This is a genomic window from Citrobacter sp. Marseille-Q5395 (assembly GCF_947057495.1).
GTDB lineage: Bacteria > Pseudomonadota > Gammaproteobacteria > Enterobacterales > Enterobacteriaceae > Citrobacter > Citrobacter murliniae.
Window position 1 is genome coordinate 1 of the sequence record NZ_CAMSEL010000014.1, and the last position, 17,964, is coordinate 17,964.

Here is a 17,964-nt window from a genome sequence, read left to right on the forward strand (position 1 = left end):
ATTTGCCTGGCGGCTGTAGCGCGGTGGTCCCACCTGACCCCATGCCGAACTCAGAAGTGAAACGCCGTAGCGCCGATGGTAGTGTGGGGTCTCCCCATGCGAGAGTAGGGAACTGCCAGGCATCAAACCAGTGAAGAAGCCCATCCTGCCGGATGGGCTTTTTTGCGTCTGCGGACTGCAGGAAATACTGCCGTCCGGCACTGTTTTGCCCCTCTTTATCCCGTCGGGATCAATAAAACCGTCTCTTTTTCCTCTACCGTACTACCCTACAGACAGATATCAGTGCGCGTAAATACACATATCTTTCTGATACCCGTCATGTATGTACCCGTATTGCTGTACAGGGACAGTTACACTTGTTTTTATAGATCTCTACAGCTGCTTATCATGTTGTACGGTAACTGTATCGGCAAAATTTGCGCGTTAGTTGCGCTGGTTGAAGGGGGAAGCATGGCGTGTTGATGACGGATAAATATCAGGGATATGCTGAAAAGCAAAAACCCAGCCATAGGCTGGGTTCTTTAAATAGTGGTGCCCGGACTCGGAATCGAACCAAGGACACGGGGATTTTCAATCCCCTGCTCTACCGACTGAGCTATCCGGGCAACGGGGCGCATTAAACCGTATTCACGTCTGCCAGTCAATCAAATTTCAGGAAAAGCTGTTCAACCGCTTAATATTACGGCAATCTGTGCGTTTTTGCCTGAAGTTTGCACAAATCCACCGGTCTGATGCGATTTAAACCGTGTCTGCACTTTTTTCCCAATGCGCAATACCCGTTTATTTCATCGTAGACAGGAATGCACGCTTAAGTCAGCGCACCACCCTGGCGGCATTGGGCGAAGCGCAGGATATCTTCAGCCAGGCGGTGTGCCGTTTCCACGTCCGCATGGCTACGATTGACCAGCATGCGGCTGAGACAGCCTTCCAGCACCAGCTCCATCTGCCTGGCAACCATCGCCGGGTCGTCAACTTCCAGCATAGTCAGCAGTTCGTGGGTAAAGTCATGTGCCGCTTTTTTTTGCTGTCCAGCTAACTGATGGATAGGATGCTCTGGGTCGGGGTAAAACGTACAGGCAGCAATGAACAGGCAGCCTGGATAGCGATTGTTGCTCACGCATTCGGCAAGGGCGTTGTAGCGTGCCAGGAGTTTCTGCTCAGCACTCAGGGTATCATCCAGCAGAAGCTGACGTCGCCAGATATCCACTCGTTGACTGAGGTAACGTAGCGCGTCATACAAAATGGCTTCTTTATCGGGCCAAAAACGCTGTAGCTCATCAAGGGGATAATCAATGTGTTCAGCCACCATTTCCAGCGTGGTATTGGCTATACCTTGAACCTCAAGTAATTTCAGGGCTTCTCCCAGGACATCTTCACGTTGCACGGTATTCTCCTCCGTTTTCCTTTTGCAAGTGTTGCTCACGGTTGGTGATTGTGCAAATGCGCACTGAAGGTTGCGGCATCCATAAAGCCGGTAACGCGGGCGTCCGGATGTTCTTTACCCTGCGCATCAAAAAACAAGATCGTTGGCAATCCTAATACCTGTAGATGTTTTAGCAGAGCGATATCCTGCGCACTGTTTGCTGTGACATCTGCTTGCAACAGTACCGTATCGCCTAAGGCTTGTTGAACCTGCGGATTACTGAAGGTGTACTTCACAAATTCTTTACAGGCAACGCACCAGTCTGCGTACAGATCCAACATGACCGGGCGACCTTTAGCTTGCTCCAGAGCCTGATTTAATTCTTCCACCGATGCTACTTTAGTGAAGTTCAAATGTGTCTGAGTTTGCGCATGTGGAGCACCAAACGTCCAGTCCTGTAACGGACGCACGCTCACCAGAGCGCCAGCTAACAGAATAATTTGGACGATACGCATCCACGTACGCTTCGCCTGTAGACTGGTGATAAATGCCCAGCCAAAGAATGCGACGCCCAGCAGTGACCACAAGCGTATTCCCCACTCGTCGCCGGTAATGCGTTCAAGCAAAAATATGGGGAGCGCAAGGATGACAAACCCAAAGGCTGTTTTAACATGTTCCATCCATGGGCCGCTTTTGGGCAGAAGTCGGTTACCAAATACGGTAATTAGCATCAGGGGTAACCCCATCCCTAGTGCATACAGGTACAACGTGCCGCCTCCCAGCCACATGTTTCCGCTCTGGGCGATGTAAAGCAAAATTGCGCTCAGTGGTGCGGTGGTGCAAGGAGAACAGATCAGCCCTGCAATCGCTCCCATCGCAAGCACGCTTCCGGGAGAGCCGCCTTGCTGGCGATTGCTCATCAGCGTGAGCCGCGTTTGCAGTGAAGAAGGTAGCTGCAGCGTGAACAGACCAAACATCGACAGAGCCAGCAGTGTAAAGATGACGGCAAGGCCAATCAGTACATAAGGATGCTGTAGTGCAGCCTGGAACTGTAGGCCTGCCGCTGCAACGACCAGACCCAGCGCGGTGTAGGTGAGCGCCATTCCCTGCACGTAGATGAAGGTCAGCAGCAGCGCTCTCCCGGTTGATAAGCGTTGCTTCCCACCCAGTACTATGCCGGATATCAGCGGATACATCGGTAGTACGCAAGGCGTAAAGGCGATGCCAATTCCGATCAACAATGCCCACAGGGCGGAAAAGGGAAGCTCGGTCTCTGGCTCTGGCTGTGATTTTTCTTCCGGCAATACCGTGACTGGTGTTGTATCTGTAAGGGCGGCAACTTCGCTTAACGGTATGGTTTTAGTCTCCGGCGGATAGCAAAATCCGGCGTCGGCACAACCCTGATAAGTGACCGTGATTGTAGCGCCAGATGTGGCCTGATTTACCGTAACCGGAATGTTCAACTGCTGGCGGTAAATTTCACTCTTGCCGTAAAACTCATCTTCATGCCAAATACCTGGCGGTAGTTTTACTTCGGCAATACTGGCCTGAGATGGCGTAATGCTTACCTGTTTACGATAGAGATAGTAGCCGTCCTTGACCTGCCAGGAGAGGTTCAGGTCGTGTTGGTTTTGCTGGAAATCAAAAACAAATGCCCGATCGGCAGGGACGAACTGCGAGCGGCCAGGCGAGTCGAATAATCCGGCAAAGGTGGATGTGCTGCACAGCAGCAGGATCAGCGTAAGGATGCGTTGAGCCATGAGCGGTAATCAAAGTCTCCATGAGTGACGGGTAAAACCAGAAGCTCAGGGGTTTGGTACGGGTGATGAGACTTCAGGCAATCGAGAAGGGCTTGCTGATGCGTTACTGCGGTTTTTAAAATCATCTGGACTTCATATTCCTGCTCAAGCTTGCCTTCCCAATAATAGAGGGAGGTCGCGCCAGGCAGAAGTGTTACGCAGGCGGCCAGTTTTTCAGCCAGCACTTTAGCGGCCAGATCCTGGGCTGTTGCTTCGTCCGGGGCGGTGCAGAGCACCACAACGGTATCGGGGATGGGGATATCCTGACTCTTTACATCAAGCATAAACACCTCGAAAGAACAGAGTAACCAGCAAGAGAAGGGTCACTATACAACGGACGAGGGAAGGATGTTAGTTAAAGCGAGGTGAGGGGAAAGAACTGCAGGGCGCTTGCACACCCTGCAGGTAAAACTTAAAGCATGAAGCTGCCCAGCAAGAAGCCGAAGCAAACCGCCAGAACCACACCCAGAGTGCCAGGGATGAAGAACGGATGGTTAAAGACGAATTTACCGATGCGGGTTGTACCGGTGTCATCCATCTGAACCGCAGCAACCAGCGTTGGGTAAGTTGGCAGAATGAACAGGCCAGAAACGGCGGCGAAAGATGCTACAGCCGTCAGCGGAGAAACGTTCAGTGCCAGAGCCATCGGCATCAGTGCTTTAGCCGTTGCTGCCTGAGAGTACAGCAGTGCAGAAGCAAAGAAGAAGATGACTGCCAGCAGCCACGGATGACCCTGAATCACGCTACCTGCAGTATCTTTGATCCAGTCGATGTTGTGAGATACGAAGGTATCACCCAGCCATGCCACACCCAGGATACAAATACAGGCGCTCATACCGGCTTTGAAGGTACTGGAGTTCAGGATGGCGTCAGTTTCAACGCGGCAGATAATCGTGGTCAGCGTCGCGACGCTCAGCATGATGATCAGAATTGCGTTAGTGGTGTTCATCAGCGGTTTAGCAACCAGACCGAGGCTTGGGCTGTTGACGATGGCATAAACGACTACACAAACTACACCCAGCAGGAACAACCATACGGAGGTCTTCGCACCGGCTTTGATTTCAACTTGTCTTTCGCCGCGCAGTTCGACCAAACCTTCTTCCAGACGTTTACGGTAAACCGGGTCGTCAGACAGTTTGGAGTTGAACAGTGCGGTGATCAGGAAAGACATCACCAGAACCGCCAGCAGGGTGGATGGAATGACCACAGACAGCAGGTGGATGTAGCTGATTCCATGACCTTCCATTACGGAAGACATATAAACCACGGCTGCGGAGATAGGTGATGCGGTAATCGCAATCTGTGCAGAAACCACCGCAGTAGACAGAGGACGGCAAGGTTTGATCCCTTGTTCCTTCGCCACTTCAGCGATAACCGGCAGCGTTGCCAGAGAGATGTTGCCTGTACCAGCAAAGATAGTCAGGAAATAGGTCACGATAGGAGCAAGGATCGTGATGTATTTCGGGTTTTTGCGCAGCAGTTTTTCAGTCTGATGAACCAGATAGTCCAGACCACCGGCAATCTGCATGGCTGAAATGGCTGCGATAACCGCCATGATAATGGAAATAACGTCGAACGGAATTGTACCCGGTTTTACGCCGATAGCGGCGAGAACCAGAACACCCAGCCCACCTGCGAATCCAATACCGATACCCCCAAGTCTGGCACCCAAAAAGATTGCCAGCAAAACGATGATAAGTTCTAAAACTATCATATTAGCCTTCCTTGTTGTTTAACAAGTTGATATTAAATTGTTGTTTTTAAGTAACTTCGAGTAAGAAAAAAGGCACGTCATCATGACGTGCCTTCTCTGGTACTACCCTACACGATTACTGTTCGCTTTCATCAGTATAACGTTTTGCTTTATAAGCAGGGTGCATCAGGTTTTGTGCAGAGAAGATATCGTCCAGTTCTGCTTCGGTCAACAGGCCGCGCTCCAGGACAACTTCACGTACGCTCTTACCTGTTTCGGCACAAATTTTACCGACGATGTCGCCGTTGTGGTGACCGATGAACGGGTTGAGGTAGGTGACGATACCGATGGAGTTGTATACGAATGCTTCACACACTTCTTTGTTAGCGGTGATGCCGCTAACGCATTTTTCCAGCAGGTTGTAGCAAGCGTTGCTCAGAATATGGATAGATTCGAACATTGCCTGGCCGATTACCGGTTCCATTACGTTCAGCTGCAGCTGACCTGCTTCAGATGCCATGGTGACGGTGACATCGTTACCGATGACTTTAAAGCATACCTGGTTTACGACTTCCGGAACAACCGGGTTCACTTTTGCCGGCATGATGGAAGAGCCAGCCTGCAGTTCCGGCAGGTTGATCTCGTTCAGACCAGCACGTGGGCCAGAGGAGAGCAAACGCAGGTCGTTACAGATTTTGGACATCTTCACAGCCAGACGTTTCAGTGCACTATGCACCATAACGTATGCGCCGCAGTCGGAGGTTGCTTCAATCAGGTCTTCAGCCGGAACGCAGGCAAAACCAGTAACTTCAGCCAGTTTTTGCACTGCCAGCGGAGAGTACTCTTTCGGTGTGTTCAGACCAGTACCGATTGCTGTTGCGCCGAGGTTAACTTCCAGCAGCAGCTCTGCGGTACGACCAATGTTTTTCACTTCTTCTTTCAGCAGTACGCTGAAAGCACGGAATTCCTGACCGAGGGTCATCGGTACAGCATCCTGCAACTGGGTACGGCCCATTTTCAGGATGTCCTGGAATTCAACGGCTTTTTGTTCGAAGCCTTCGCGCAACTGGTTCAGAGCATCAATCAGTTTGATGATAGATGCGTAAACAGCGATACGGAAACCGGTCGGATAAGCGTCGTTGGTGGACTGACATTTGTTCACGTGGTCGTTCGGGTTCAGGTACTGATATTCACCTTTCTGGTGACCCATCAGTTCCAGACCGATATTGGCCAGCACTTCGTTGGTATTCATGTTGACGGAGGTACCCGCACCGCCCTGGTAAACGTCTACCGGGAACTGATCCATGCATTTTCCGTTATTCAGGACTTCATCACACGCCGCGATAATGGCATTTGCCACACTCTTAGGAATGGTTTGCAGCTCTTTGTTGGCCAGGGCCGCTGCCTTTTTAACCATTACCATACCGCGAACAAATTCAGGAATATCACTGATTTTGTTATTGCTAATGTAGAAGTTTTCAATCGCTCTCAGAGTATGAACACCGTAGTAGGCGTCCGCTGGAACTTCCCTGGTACCCAACAAATCTTCTTCGATACGAATGTTGTTTAACATGTGAACCTTCTTTTTCAAGCTGCCAATGATTTTACTAAACACACAGGATATATGTGATTTCGATTGTTTCTCGACCGACGATTATCCCCTGCATCGGTCTGATACCCGAGATCATATGCTGCTTCAGGATTTCTACCGTAATCTGGATCACTTAAAGTGTGGAATTTACCCCTTATTTATTATTATGTGAAATAGATCACCCCTTTAGGATTAATACCAAATATAAGTGTACAAACAGCTTGAAATTTTGCTAACGACCTCAACATCTGACTAATGCGAGTCGCACAACCATTCAGACAGGCGTTGCGAAAACGGCTGTTATTTACAGGAGAGTCCTTTGCGCTGGATACCATTACTTGCCATCTTTCTTTATGTTTACATTGAGATTTCTATCTTTATCCAGGTCGCCCATGTGTTAGGCGTTCTGATGACCCTGCTCCTGGTTATCTTCACTTCGGTCATCGGGATGTCGCTGGTACGCAACCAAGGGTTCAAGAATTTTCTGCTGATGCAGCAAAAGATGGCGGCAGGTGAAAGCCCCGCTGCAGAAATGATTAAAAGCGTGTCGCTGATTATTGCTGGCTTGCTGCTGGTGCTTCCTGGCTTCTTCACCGACTTCCTTGGTCTTCTTCTTTTATTACCTCCAGTACAGAAGCATCTGACCATGAAGCTCCTGCCGCACCTGCGTTTTTCTCGTATGCCTGGTGGCGGTTTTGGCGCCGGAACCGGCGGTGGTGAGACGTTTGACGGAGAATTTCAACGCAAAGACGACGATCGCAACCGTCTTGACCATAAAGACGATGATCGTCGGGATTAACTCTCTGAAATGATCGCCCGGTAGCGCTAAGCTTACCGGGCCTCAGCCTGCTTCCGCTTGGGTAAAAACAGCCACAGTGCTGCCAGCATAATCAACGCATACATACTCTTCCAACCGACCATAGCCAGCAACAGCAGGCACAGCAGACAACCAATAACCGCTAAAGCGCGATAGTGTCCTTTCAGTAATCGACATCCTGCCAGCATGCACAGTAGATAGATCATAATAAAGATGCCGTTAGCGTAGACGATTAATGCGTCGAGATTGATTTGCAGCACATAAATGCACAATGTACTGACCACGCAGCAGCCCAACACTGCGTTCAGCGCATTGCGCGGAAGATGACGAGGGGACAGGCGAGCCAGATAGTGGTCCGGTTTATATTGTGCTTGTGACCACACCAGTCTGGCGAAACTCTGAATATAAATATTCAGGCTGGCAAAACAGGCCAGATAACCAATGACACAGGCTATCCACAGCGCTTGCACGCCAAACAGCTGCACGACAATTTCGGGCAGTGAAGCCGCCGCAGCCATCTGCTCACCGTAAGCACCGAAATGGAGTACTACCACCGTACACGCCCAGTAAACGGTACCGGCCAGCAGCAGGCCTGTCATCAGCGCGCGCGGGAAATCTCTCTCGGGGTTTTTGAATTCGGACGCCAGGTGTGCAAACGCTTCAAGGCCGACAAAACACCAGAACATTACCGACAGCGCCGCGAACAATCCGGGAAGTTCAATGTGACTGACAGAAGGGAAGGGGATTTCGCCCGGCCTTAGCTCTCCAGCCCACCAGATAGCGACAATAAGAGCAACAATCAGCCCGGCAATCACCGTTTGCAGGTTAGCGCTGGAGCTGGCACCGCGTGAACCGATGTACCACACCAGGACCAACGTACCGAGTTCTGCCAGCAACAGTTGCCAACCATGCCAGCCAAACATCGCCTGACCGAATCCGGCAGCAATATGGAGTGCAGCAGGGAGGCCAACGGGAATAACCGATAAAAATAGCCAGCCGGTGACGCGTTCCAGACGTGGGCCAAAAGCCATTCCGACGAAATGCGCCACACCACCCGCGCTGGGGAAATGGCGACCGAGTACGGCAAAGACAATGGCGATGGGAAAGACTAAAACGATGAGAACTGGCCATGCCCACAGGCTGTTATTGCCAGCGACTAACGCGGCCAGTGCGGGAACGGCAAATACGCCCGTACCGAGTAATGATGTCGATAACAAGCCGATACCCTGAGCCAGCCCCAGTTCTTGTTTCAGTCCACTCATAATTAGTTATTGTCCGGTTATGCCTGAAAGTCAGGCAACTACGCAGTTTTTCGATGTTATCACAATCGGATTTGCTTATGACGAGATGGCAGAAATCGTTATGAAATGTGAGGTGCGTCGGTGTTTTGACGGGATTTTATCCTGATATAAATTTTTTTTCGCTTGCCCCCTTGAAGGCACAAATTCTCATCCCCATCTCTCTGGGCACTAGCCGGGAAACCGTTTACGGGCCGGCGTCACCCATAACTGATAAAGACTTTCTCAAAGGAGAGCTATCAATGAGTATTCGTCCGTTACATGATCGTGTGATCGTCAAACGTAAAGAAGTTGAATCCAAATCTGCTGGCGGCATCGTACTGACCGGTTCTGCAGCGGGTAAATCAACTCGTGGCGAAATCATCGCTGTCGGTAAGGGTCGCATCCTGGACAACGGTACTGTACAGCCGCTGGACGTAAAAGTCGGCGATATCGTAATTTTCAACGATGGCTACGGTGTTAAATCTGAGAAGATCGACAATGAAGAAGTGTTGATCATGTCTGAAAGCGACATTCTGGCGATTGTTGAAGCTTAATCCGCGAACGACACTGAACATACGAATTTAAGGGAAAGAGAAAATGGCAGCTAAAGACGTAAAATTCGGTAACGACGCTCGTGTGAAAATGCTGCGCGGCGTAAACGTACTGGCAGACGCAGTGAAAGTTACCCTCGGCCCGAAAGGTCGTAACGTAGTTCTGGATAAATCTTTCGGTGCACCAACCATTACTAAAGATGGTGTTTCTGTAGCACGTGAAATCGAGCTGGAAGACAAGTTCGAAAACATGGGCGCACAGATGGTGAAAGAAGTTGCCTCTAAAGCGAACGACGCTGCAGGTGACGGTACCACCACCGCGACCGTTCTGGCTCAGTCTATCATCACTGAAGGCCTGAAAGCTGTTGCTGCGGGTATGAACCCGATGGATCTGAAACGTGGTATCGACAAAGCTGTTGCTGCTGCGGTTGAAGAGCTGAAAGCACTGTCCGTACCGTGCTCCGACTCTAAAGCTATTGCTCAGGTTGGTACTATTTCCGCTAACTCCGACGAAACCGTAGGTAAGCTGATCGCAGAAGCGATGGATAAAGTCGGTAAAGAAGGCGTGATCACCGTTGAAGACGGTACCGGTCTGCAGGACGAACTGGACGTGGTTGAAGGTATGCAGTTTGACCGCGGCTACCTGTCCCCTTACTTCATCAACAAGCCGGAAACTGGTGCTGTAGAGCTGGAAAGCCCGTTTATCCTGCTGGCTGATAAGAAAATCTCCAACATCCGCGAAATGCTGCCGGTTCTGGAAGCCGTTGCTAAAGCTGGCAAACCGCTGCTGATCATCGCTGAAGATGTTGAAGGCGAAGCGCTGGCTACGCTGGTTGTGAACACCATGCGTGGTATCGTGAAAGTGGCTGCAGTTAAAGCTCCTGGCTTCGGCGATCGCCGTAAAGCGATGCTGCAGGATATCGCTACTCTGACTGGTGGTACCGTTATCTCTGAAGAGATCGGTATGGAGCTGGAAAAAGCGACCCTGGAAGACCTGGGCCAGGCAAAACGCGTTGTGATCAACAAAGACACCACCACCATCATTGATGGCGTGGGTGAAGAAGCGGCAATCCAGGGTCGTGTGACTCAGATTCGCCAGCAGATCGAAGAAGCAACTTCCGACTACGACCGTGAAAAACTGCAGGAGCGCGTAGCGAAACTGGCAGGCGGTGTTGCAGTTATCAAAGTAGGTGCTGCTACCGAAGTTGAAATGAAAGAGAAGAAAGCACGCGTTGAAGATGCCCTGCACGCTACCCGTGCTGCGGTAGAAGAAGGTGTTGTTGCTGGTGGTGGCGTAGCGCTGATTCGCGTAGCGTCCAAACTGAGCGAACTGCGTGGCCAGAACGAAGACCAGAACGTGGGTATCAAAGTTGCGCTGCGCGCAATGGAAGCTCCGCTGCGTCAGATCGTTCTGAACTGCGGTGAAGAGCCGTCTGTTGTGGCTAACACTGTGAAAGCAGGCGACGGTAACTACGGTTACAACGCTGCAACTGAAGAATACGGCAACATGATCGACATGGGTATTCTGGATCCGACCAAAGTAACCCGTTCTGCTCTGCAGTACGCGGCTTCTGTTGCGGGTCTGATGATCACCACCGAGTGCATGGTTACCGACCTGCCGAAAGGCGATGCGCCTGACTTAGGTGCTGCTGGTGGAATGGGCGGCATGGGTGGAATGGGCGGCATGATGTAATTGCCCACACCCTGCATCCTTCAGGTTGCAGATGTGTTGGCTGCGTTTGCTAACCCCTGTTGCTTACTCTAGTAAGCTCCCGGGGATAAACAAACTTGCCGCCTTGCTGCAACCAGAATGATTTGGGTGTTCATCTCCCATAAATGAAAAACCCCCAGACAGAAATGTCCGGGGGTTTTTCTTTTGGTCATCTTTTTAGTATATGATTCAGCTACGGACAAAAGGTCCAGCTCATTGATTATGGGGAATAACATGCACGTGAAATATTTAGCAGGGATCGTTGGTGCCGCGCTACTGATGGCGGGTTGTAGCTCCAGCAACGAACTGAGTTCAGCCGGACAAAGCGTACGCTTTGTCGAAGAGAAGCCAGGCGCAGAGTGTCAACTGGTTGGTACTGCGACCGGTAAACAAAGCAACTGGCTTTCTGGTCAGCATGGCGAAGAAGGTGGCTCTATGCGCGGTGCGGCAAATGACCTGCGTAATCAGGCTGCGGCAATGGGCGGTAACGTGATTTATGGTGTCAGCAGCCCATCGCAAGGGATGCTATCCAGTTTTGTCCCGACTGCCAGTGAGATGATTGGTCAGGTTTATAAGTGCCCTAACTGATAAACGCTGGCGTTGCCGGATGGCGACGCTAAAGCGTCTTATCAGGCCTACAGGTGCAAGTGACCGTAGGCCTGATAAGCGTAGCCTCGACGGGTATTATCAGTTTTGTCTTAATTGCAAATCCAGCGGTGTCTTGCTTGGCTCCCCGCCAATTTCGCGTGCCAGTTTGGGCACCATATAACCTGACACCAGCGTCAACAGTTCGCGCATGATTTGCCGCGCTTCATCGTCACTGACTATAAAGTGGGCAGCTCCCTGTACCTTATCCAGTACGTGCAGGTAATAAGGCATCACTCCCGCATCAAACAGTGCATTGCTGAGATCGGCCAGCGTTTGCGCGTTATCATTTACACCACGCAACAATACGCTTTGGTTGAGCAGCGTGACGTTCGCTTTGCGCAATCGGGTCATCGCCTGACGAAATTCTTCATCGATTTCGTTAGCGTGGTTAATATGATTTACCAGCAGAACTTGCAGACGTGATTGTTCGAACCGGGTTGCCAGCTTTTCCGTGATACGTGCCGGGATAACAATCGGCAGACGGCTGTGAATACGCAGACGTTTTATATGCGAAATGGCTTCCAGTTGCGTTAGCAACCAGTCCAGTTCATGATCCTTGGCCATTAGCGGATCGCCACCAGAAAAGATAATTTCATCGAGTTCCGGGTGGGTGGCGATGTAATCTAATGCGACCTGCCAGTTACGCTTATTCCCTTGATTATCGGCATAAGGGAAATGGCGACGGAAACAGTAACGGCAGTTTACCGCGCAGCCGCCTTTTACCAGCAGTAACGCCCGATTGCGGTATTTATGCAGCAATCCTGGCACGACGCTGTGTTGTTCATCCAGCGGGTCAGTAGAGAATCCAGGTGCGGCGACGAATTCATCCTGTGAGGTGAGTACCTGACGCAGCAGGGGATCGTTGGGGTTACCTTTCTCCATACGAGCGATAAACGATCGCGGTACGCGTAGAGCAAAAAGACGTTTTGCCTCGCGACCTGCGAGCAAGTTTTCATCAGCGTCTATATTCAAAAGACGTAATAGTTCATCCGGATCGGTGAGAACATCGGCAAGTTGTACTAACCAATCTTCTCTGGATGGGGTGTTTAGGGTTACAATATGCGCCATTTTGTGGCTTAGCTACCAGTTAACAATTTTCAGAGGGCCTTATGGCGACTTACTATAGCAACGATTTTCGTGCCGGTCTTAAAATCATGATGGACGGCGAACCTTATGCGGTTGAAGCCAGTGAATTCGTTAAACCGGGTAAAGGCCAGGCTTTCGCGCGCGTTAAGCTGCGCCGTCTGCTGACCGGTACTCGTGTAGAGAAAACTTTCAAATCTACTGACTCCGCTGAAGGCGCAGACGTTGTAGATATGAACCTGACTTACCTGTACAACGATGGTGAATTCTACCATTTCATGAACAACTCTACTTTCGAACAGCTTGCAGCTGACGCGAAAGCGGTAGGTGACAGCGCTAAATGGTTGCTGGATCAGGCTGAGTGCATCGTGACCCTGTGGAATGGTCAGCCTATCTCTGTGACCCCGCCGAACTTCGTTGAGCTGGAAATCATCGAAACTGATCCAGGTCTGAAAGGCGACACCGCAGGTACTGGTGGCAAACCGGCTACTCTGTCCACTGGTGCTGTAGTTAAAGTTCCGCTGTTCGTACAGATCGGCGAAGTGATCAAAGTGGATACGCGTTCAGGCGAATACGTTTCCCGCGTTAAGTAATACATCCTATTTGATCTATGGCGCAGATTGCTGCGCCATACTTTTTCCAGGGCAGGAATGATGAAACGTCTTCTCGGTCTTGTAATGTTCATCCTTTTCACCAGTACTCTCCTGACGGGCTGTAACACTGCGCGTGGCTTCGGTGAAGATATCAAACACCTTGGTAATTCAATCTCTCACGCCGCTAGCTGATCTTCTCATATTGTCTTAAAAACGCCCGTTTATCCGTCAACCTTTCGGATCTTGTCTATCATTAAGTAGCTATACACAAACAATATTGGCTAGAAAAGGAAGACGTTATGGTTAAAAAGACAATTGCTGCGATCTTTTCTGTGTTGGTACTTTCTTCTGTATTAACCGCGTGTAATACCACGCGAGGCGTAGGGCAGGATATTTCTGAAGGTGGTAGTGCCATTTCTGGTGCAGCGACCAAAGCCCAGCAATAACCATGAACGGTACGACGTTGTGTCGTACCGTTAATTCATTTTCTCCGGCAGTGACAGAAACGGTGAGAAACGGTTTCCCAAATGCAGTTTCATTCGGATATTGCGTTTATAGGTGTAGACCGTCTTGCCATGAATACAAAGTGCTGCTGCTATCTCATTGTTACCCACGCCATCCATCCACATCGACAATACTTTTTCCTCCTGCGGCGTAAGCAATGGTGTAACGTTTTTTGCTGTCTCTAACGTGGGGCGAACATGTAATGCATCCTGAATGTTGTCTGACAATTCGGCCAGCGTGGCGCGTTTGGATAATACCGAGTGGACTGAATATTGAGGGTTGTGGGCGGGTATGTGCTCTCGATCTCCTGGTCGCAGCAGGATCAGGGGGATCATGCCACAACTCATAAAAAAAGGTGCTATCGGCGGACTGGAATGAGCATCGCTGAGAAAACTGTATAAATCGGCGATCACCAGATGTGGCTTCCACTGCAAAATATGCTCTTTTGCCAGCAGGAGATTATTAATTCCTGACACCAGAAATGAAGAGTTGAACATCCCAGAATGATTGAGCAAAGCCTCTAACCCTGTACGGGTGTAGTGGCATCGGTCAATCACTAAAATTTTAAGCATAAACTTTTCGCATTCAGAAGAGGGGCACACGGCTTCCTGAATTCAGAAAGCCCTTCATCATAGAGAAATCCAATGTGAGCCAAATGCGGGAACTACGCTGCTAATTGTGCTTAATTCTTGCTTTAAGTATGCAGTTAATAAAAAGGTTGAAATTCATTTTCTCTCGGGCAAAAATGCCTTTTCATACTTCTGCTTTGCAGGACGGCCTGCAAACGCTTCTTTCACCGGGGACGGCCCCATTGTTCTGGAGCCTTATATGTCCTGGATCATTTTACTCATTGCTGGTCTGCTCGAAGTTGTATGGGCGATTGGCTTGAAGTATACCCATAGTTTTACCCGCCTGACGCCGAGCATCATTACCGTGGTGGCAATGATCGTCAGTATCGCCATGCTTTCGTGGGCGATGAGAACACTGCCGGTTGGGACGGCCTATGCCGTCTGGACCGGTATTGGTGCGGTGGGGGCTGCTATTACCGGTATTCTGTTACTCGGTGAATCCGCCAGCCCGGCGCGTTTGTTGAGTCTTGGGTTGATTGTTGCCGGAATTGTTGGTCTGAAGCTCAGCACCCATTAAGCGCCAGGTTGTTTTACCCAAATCAGTTTATTCACATCGAACCCTTCTCGGGTTGCGATTGCCAGCATCTGCTGTTTCATCTCATCTGAAATAGTAGGGGTACGCGAAAGGATCCACAGGTAGTCGCGATCCGGACCACAGACCAGCGCATGCCGATACTCTCTGTCGAGAGCAATTACGTTATACCCTCCGTAAAACGGGCCGAAGAATGAGACTTTGAGTGCGGCACGTGAAGGTTCCCCGGTAAAATAAGCTTTACCTTCCGTTTTTTGCCACATACCCCGGTCTGCGTTGTAGCCTTTGTTGATCACGTTGATACCACCATCATCACGCAAACTGTAGGTCGCGGTGACTTTATCCAGCCCTCGCTCAAAACGATGGTCGAAGCGCGCGATTTCATACCAGGTTCCGAGATAACGTTTGGCATCAAAGTTGTTCACAACGGTAACGCCTTTTGGCGGAGTGGGGGTACTGCAAGCAACAACCAGAAATGCAGCCGCGACTGCAGCAACGACAGGCAGAATGCGCATGGGATTTTCCTTGCTGTATTTTTTGTTAAGTGTAGATGACGGCAGGAAAAGTAGAGGAAGAAAGGAGGCCCGAAGATTAGGACCTCAAACTCAGTTATTGCAGTTTTTCGAGGATGCGCCAGGCCGCATCTACGCGGGCAGGGTTAGGATAACTTTTGTTTGCCAGCATCACGATGCCAAGATTTTTTTCCGGGATGAAGGCAACATAGCTACCAAATCCGCCAGTCGAACCCGTTTTATGTACCCACGAGGCTTTTACTACAGGTGCGGGTGGGTTTACCTCAACGGCCGGAAGCGCAGCCAAAGCGATTTTGCTGTCGCTGCCGTTGATAACTATGTCGGCTTTCACTGGCCAGTTCAGCATCTCCCAGCCTAACCCCTGGTACATCTCGCCAATACGCCAGTAACGTGACTGCGCAAGCTCGATGCCCTGTTGGAGGGTTTTCTCCTGCACGTGGCTGGCGTCCATATTGACCTGAACCCAGCGAGCCATATCCATAATACTGGATTTTACACCATACGCTTCGGCATCAAGTTGACCCGGAGAAACATGCACGGGCTTGCCTTCGCGATAGCCCCATGCGTAATCCTTTTGCTCACTCTGAGGAACAGTAATCCAGGTATGCTTTAGTTTTAATGGTTGTAGGATGCGGTTGGTCATCGCCTCTTCATAACCCATTCCCGAAGGTTTTACAGCCAGTGCACCAAACAGGCCAATACTGGAGTTGGCGTAGAGACGCTTAGCTCCCGGAGCCCATTGTGGCTGCCAGTTTTGATAGAAGTGCAGCAATGCGGCTTTATCAGTCACTTCGTCGGGTATTTGAAGCGGCAGGCCACCTGCTGTGTAAGTGGCCAGGTGCAGCAAGCTGATACCCTGCCACTGTTTGCCTGTCAGTTCGGGCCAGTATCGGGTGACTGGATCGTTAAGTTTGATTTCACCGCGAGCGATAGCGTCGCCACCCAGCACACCATTGAAGGTTTTACTGACCGATCCGAGTTCAAACAGCGTTTGCTGTGTAACAGGGCGATTATTGGCAATATCAGCTTTACCCCAGGTAAAATAATACGGTTTTCCCTGGTAGATGATTGCCACGGCCATACCCGGAATCGCTTGTTCTTTCATCAGTGGTGTGATGGTGCGATTAACGATATCGGTAATCTGTTGTTCTGTTTTCGAGGCGGCAAGCGTTGAGAAAGATGCTGTCAGTAGCAGCACACAGCATAACGATTTTTTCATCATGAAATTATTTCCGTAATAAAAAGCGAAAGGGTGTCCGGGCCCATCAGACGCGCTCAGTTTGTTTGATTTGTACTGTGTTGACAAACGGTTAAATTTAGCAGCAGATATAAGTTTTTCTAACGGGAACAATGACCATGCGTAGCTATATCCCACTTAATTCGCTGCGGGCTTTTGAAGCGGCCGCCAGACATCTCAGTTTTACCCGCGCAGCGATTGAGCTGAACGTTACGCATTCCGCCATCAGCCAGCATGTGAAAGCGCTGGAGAAACAACTAAATTGTCAGCTTTTTGTTCGAGTTTCACGGGGGTTGATGCTGACAACAGAAGGTGAAAGTCTGTTACCTGTACTTAATGACTCTTTTGATCGTATTGCGGGGACGCTGGACCGTTTTGCCCGCAATCAGATCCAGGAAAAGCTTAAGATTGGTGTGGTGGGTACCTTTGCGGTTGGTTGCCTTTTTCCTTTACTGGCCGATTTTAAGCGGAGTTGCCCGCATATTGATTTGCATCTTTCCACCCACAATAATCGCGTGGATCCTGCCGCTGAGGGACTGGATTACACTATTCGCTACGGTGGTGGTGCCTGGCACGATACTGATGCGCAATACTTATGTAGTGCCCCGATGTCTCCGCTTTGCTCACCTGCATTGGCATCTCAGATTCAGGTCCCTACGGATGTCCTGAAATTTCCGCTATTACGATCTTACCGCCGTGATGAATGGGCCCTTTGGATGCAGGCTGCGGGGGAACTTCCCCCTTCACCAACGCATAACGTGATAGTGTTTGATTCGTCTGTCACGATGCTGGAAGCGGCGCAGGCAGGGATGGGCGTTGCTATTGCCCCCGTAAGAATGTTCACTCATTTGCTGAACAGTGAACGTATAGTACAGCCGTTTTCAACGCAGATTGATCTGGGGAGTTACTGGATAACGCGTTTACAATCCCGCCCGGAGACGCCTGCCATGTGCGAGTTTTCCCGTTGGTTAACCGGTGTTGTGCACAAATAAAAAGGCCCGCCAGTGGCGGGCCTGATAAGTCACGCATGCGATTAGATAGTCAGAATACCGATCGCTGTTACTACCGTCAGGATTGCAGCCAGACCGTAGAATACCCACTTGCCAGCTGGCACGTGGATTTTCAGGTCATGCATGGCATGGTGCATACGGTGTAAACCGCACCACAGCGGCAGAACGATCATCAGGAACAGAAATGCCCGTCCGATGAAGCTCTGGGCAAATGCCAGCACGCGCTCATAGCTCAGCGCATCGCCCGGGAAAAGCCCCAGCGGCAGCATAATGCCAACCAGCAGAACCACTACCGGCGCAATGATTGCGCCCCACATACCACCTGCACCGAACAGGCCCCAAAATACGGGTTCGTCAGAGCGTTTTGGATTTGGATTAATCATCCCGGAC

20 protein-coding genes, 1 tRNA gene and 1 rRNA gene are annotated in these 17,964 nt (G+C 50.4%); 10 read left to right on the forward strand and 12 right to left on the reverse strand.

Going from position 1 to position 17,964, the window contains the following annotated elements; translation table 11 throughout:
- The first annotated feature begins 5 nt into the window (after nt 1-5).
- Nucleotides 6-121, forward strand: a 5S ribosomal RNA gene (gene rrf, locus OH663_RS16010).
- A gap of 408 nt (nt 122-529) precedes the next feature.
- On the opposite strand, the gene OH663_RS16015 is transcribed toward rrf, so the two are convergent.
- The 6 genes from OH663_RS16015 to aspA all read right to left on the reverse strand — a co-directional run bounded on the left by OH663_RS16015 (nt 530) and on the right by aspA (nt 6,428).
- Nucleotides 530-605, reverse strand: a tRNA-Phe gene (locus OH663_RS16015).
- 203 nt (nt 606-808) lie between these two features.
- The gene (locus OH663_RS16020; RefSeq protein ID WP_048222352.1) at nt 809-1,384 is read right to left on the reverse strand and encodes a transcriptional regulator; all 576 of its coding nucleotides are present in this window, start codon (nt 1,382-1,384) and stop codon (nt 809-811) included.
- Nucleotides 1,385-1,419: 35 nt separating this feature from the next.
- The gene (locus OH663_RS16025) at nt 1,420-3,123 is read right to left on the reverse strand and encodes a protein-disulfide reductase DsbD (protein WP_200013316.1); all 1,704 of its coding nucleotides are present in this window, start codon (nt 3,121-3,123) and stop codon (nt 1,420-1,422) included.
- Nucleotides 3,099-3,446, reverse strand: coding sequence for a divalent cation tolerance protein CutA (gene cutA / locus OH663_RS16030; protein WP_045438833.1), 348 nt, complete (start codon nt 3,444-3,446; stop codon nt 3,099-3,101). The genes OH663_RS16025 and cutA overlap by 25 nt, the downstream gene beginning before the upstream one ends.
- A gap of 128 nt (nt 3,447-3,574) precedes the next feature.
- Entirely contained in the window at nt 3,575-4,876 is a 1,302-nt protein-coding gene (locus OH663_RS16035; protein WP_045438837.1) for an anaerobic C4-dicarboxylate transporter, read from the reverse strand.
- Between the two features lie 115 nt (nt 4,877-4,991).
- The gene (gene aspA, locus OH663_RS16040) at nt 4,992-6,428 is read right to left on the reverse strand and encodes an aspartate ammonia-lyase (RefSeq protein WP_040232935.1); all 1,437 of its coding nucleotides are present in this window, start codon (nt 6,426-6,428) and stop codon (nt 4,992-4,994) included.
- 337 nt (nt 6,429-6,765) lie between these two features.
- Here aspA and OH663_RS16045 point away from each other — a divergent pair, with 337 nt between their 5' ends.
- Nucleotides 6,766-7,245 carry an FxsA family protein gene (locus tag OH663_RS16045; protein ID WP_045438843.1) on the forward strand — a complete coding sequence of 160 codons (480 nt, stop codon included), beginning with the start codon at nt 6,766-6,768 and terminating at the stop codon, nt 7,243-7,245.
- Between the two features lie 32 nt (nt 7,246-7,277).
- Here the strand turns inward: OH663_RS16045 and yjeH are convergent, their stop codons facing one another.
- Nucleotides 7,278-8,525, reverse strand: coding sequence for an L-methionine/branched-chain amino acid transporter (yjeH, locus tag OH663_RS16050; RefSeq protein ID WP_200013317.1), 1,248 nt, complete (start codon nt 8,523-8,525; stop codon nt 7,278-7,280).
- A gap of 278 nt (nt 8,526-8,803) precedes the next feature.
- On the opposite strand from yjeH, the gene OH663_RS16055 reads away from it, so the two are divergent.
- From OH663_RS16055 to OH663_RS16065, 3 genes are all read left to right on the forward strand, one after another.
- Nucleotides 8,804-9,097, forward strand: coding sequence for a co-chaperone GroES (locus tag OH663_RS16055; RefSeq protein WP_000027827.1), 294 nt, complete (start codon nt 8,804-8,806; stop codon nt 9,095-9,097).
- Nucleotides 9,098-9,140: 43 nt separating this feature from the next.
- Nucleotides 9,141-10,787: a chaperonin GroEL gene (gene groL, locus OH663_RS16060; RefSeq protein WP_045438854.1), complete on the forward strand. Its 1,647-nt coding sequence runs from the start codon at nt 9,141-9,143 to the stop codon at nt 10,785-10,787.
- A 252-nt stretch (nt 10,788-11,039) separates the two neighbouring features.
- On the forward strand, nt 11,040-11,393 hold the full coding sequence (locus OH663_RS16065; RefSeq protein ID WP_045438856.1) for a DUF4156 domain-containing protein: 354 nt from the start codon (nt 11,040-11,042) through the stop codon (nt 11,391-11,393).
- A gap of 99 nt (nt 11,394-11,492) precedes the next feature.
- On the opposite strand, the gene epmB is transcribed toward OH663_RS16065, so the two are convergent.
- Nucleotides 11,493-12,521, reverse strand: coding sequence for an EF-P beta-lysylation protein EpmB (gene epmB, locus OH663_RS16070; RefSeq protein WP_045438859.1), 1,029 nt, complete (start codon nt 12,519-12,521; stop codon nt 11,493-11,495).
- A 41-nt stretch (nt 12,522-12,562) separates the two neighbouring features.
- Here epmB and efp point away from each other — a divergent pair, with 41 nt between their 5' ends.
- The 3 genes from efp to ecnB all read left to right on the forward strand — a co-directional run bounded on the left by efp (nt 12,563) and on the right by ecnB (nt 13,575).
- Nucleotides 12,563-13,129 (forward strand): elongation factor P, encoded by a 567-nt coding sequence (gene efp / locus OH663_RS16075; protein ID WP_005120972.1) that lies wholly within the window; start codon nt 12,563-12,565, stop codon nt 13,127-13,129.
- Nucleotides 13,130-13,186: 57 nt separating this feature from the next.
- The gene (gene ecnA, locus OH663_RS16080; protein ID WP_045438864.1) at nt 13,187-13,321 is read left to right on the forward strand and encodes a lipoprotein antitoxin entericidin A; all 135 of its coding nucleotides are present in this window, start codon (nt 13,187-13,189) and stop codon (nt 13,319-13,321) included.
- Between the two features lie 107 nt (nt 13,322-13,428).
- Nucleotides 13,429-13,575, forward strand: a complete 147-nt coding sequence (gene ecnB, locus OH663_RS16085; protein WP_003025482.1) for a lipoprotein toxin entericidin B — start codon at nt 13,429-13,431, stop codon at nt 13,573-13,575.
- A 30-nt stretch (nt 13,576-13,605) separates the two neighbouring features.
- On the opposite strand, the gene OH663_RS16090 is transcribed toward ecnB, so the two are convergent.
- The gene (locus tag OH663_RS16090; RefSeq protein ID WP_045438869.1) at nt 13,606-14,205 is read right to left on the reverse strand and encodes a helix-turn-helix transcriptional regulator; all 600 of its coding nucleotides are present in this window, start codon (nt 14,203-14,205) and stop codon (nt 13,606-13,608) included.
- 256 nt (nt 14,206-14,461) lie between these two features.
- Between OH663_RS16090 and sugE the strand changes: the two genes are divergently transcribed.
- On the forward strand, nt 14,462-14,779 hold the full coding sequence (gene sugE / locus OH663_RS16095) for a quaternary ammonium compound efflux SMR transporter SugE (protein ID WP_045438872.1): 318 nt from the start codon (nt 14,462-14,464) through the stop codon (nt 14,777-14,779).
- Here the strand turns inward: sugE and OH663_RS16100 are convergent.
- Together OH663_RS16100 and blaCMY are read right to left on the reverse strand one after the other, a co-directional pair.
- The gene (locus tag OH663_RS16100) at nt 14,776-15,309 is read right to left on the reverse strand and encodes a lipocalin family protein (RefSeq protein WP_045438873.1); all 534 of its coding nucleotides are present in this window, start codon (nt 15,307-15,309) and stop codon (nt 14,776-14,778) included. The two genes, sugE and OH663_RS16100, sit on opposite strands and share 4 nt — an antisense overlap.
- 94 nt (nt 15,310-15,403) lie before the next feature.
- Nucleotides 15,404-16,549: a CMY-2 family class C beta-lactamase gene (gene blaCMY / locus OH663_RS16105; protein WP_045438880.1), complete on the reverse strand. Its 1,146-nt coding sequence runs from the start codon at nt 16,547-16,549 to the stop codon at nt 15,404-15,406.
- A 134-nt stretch (nt 16,550-16,683) separates the two neighbouring features.
- Here blaCMY and ampR point away from each other — a divergent pair, with 134 nt between their 5' ends.
- Nucleotides 16,684-17,556, forward strand: a complete 873-nt coding sequence (gene ampR, locus OH663_RS16110) for a LysR family transcriptional regulator AmpR (protein WP_404842350.1) — start codon at nt 16,684-16,686, stop codon at nt 17,554-17,556.
- Between the two features lie 41 nt (nt 17,557-17,597).
- On the opposite strand, the gene frdD is transcribed toward ampR, so the two are convergent.
- On the reverse strand, nt 17,598-17,957 hold the full coding sequence (gene frdD / locus OH663_RS16115; protein WP_045438887.1) for a fumarate reductase subunit FrdD: 360 nt from the start codon (nt 17,955-17,957) through the stop codon (nt 17,598-17,600).
- Between the last annotated feature and the right edge of the window lie 7 nt (nt 17,958-17,964).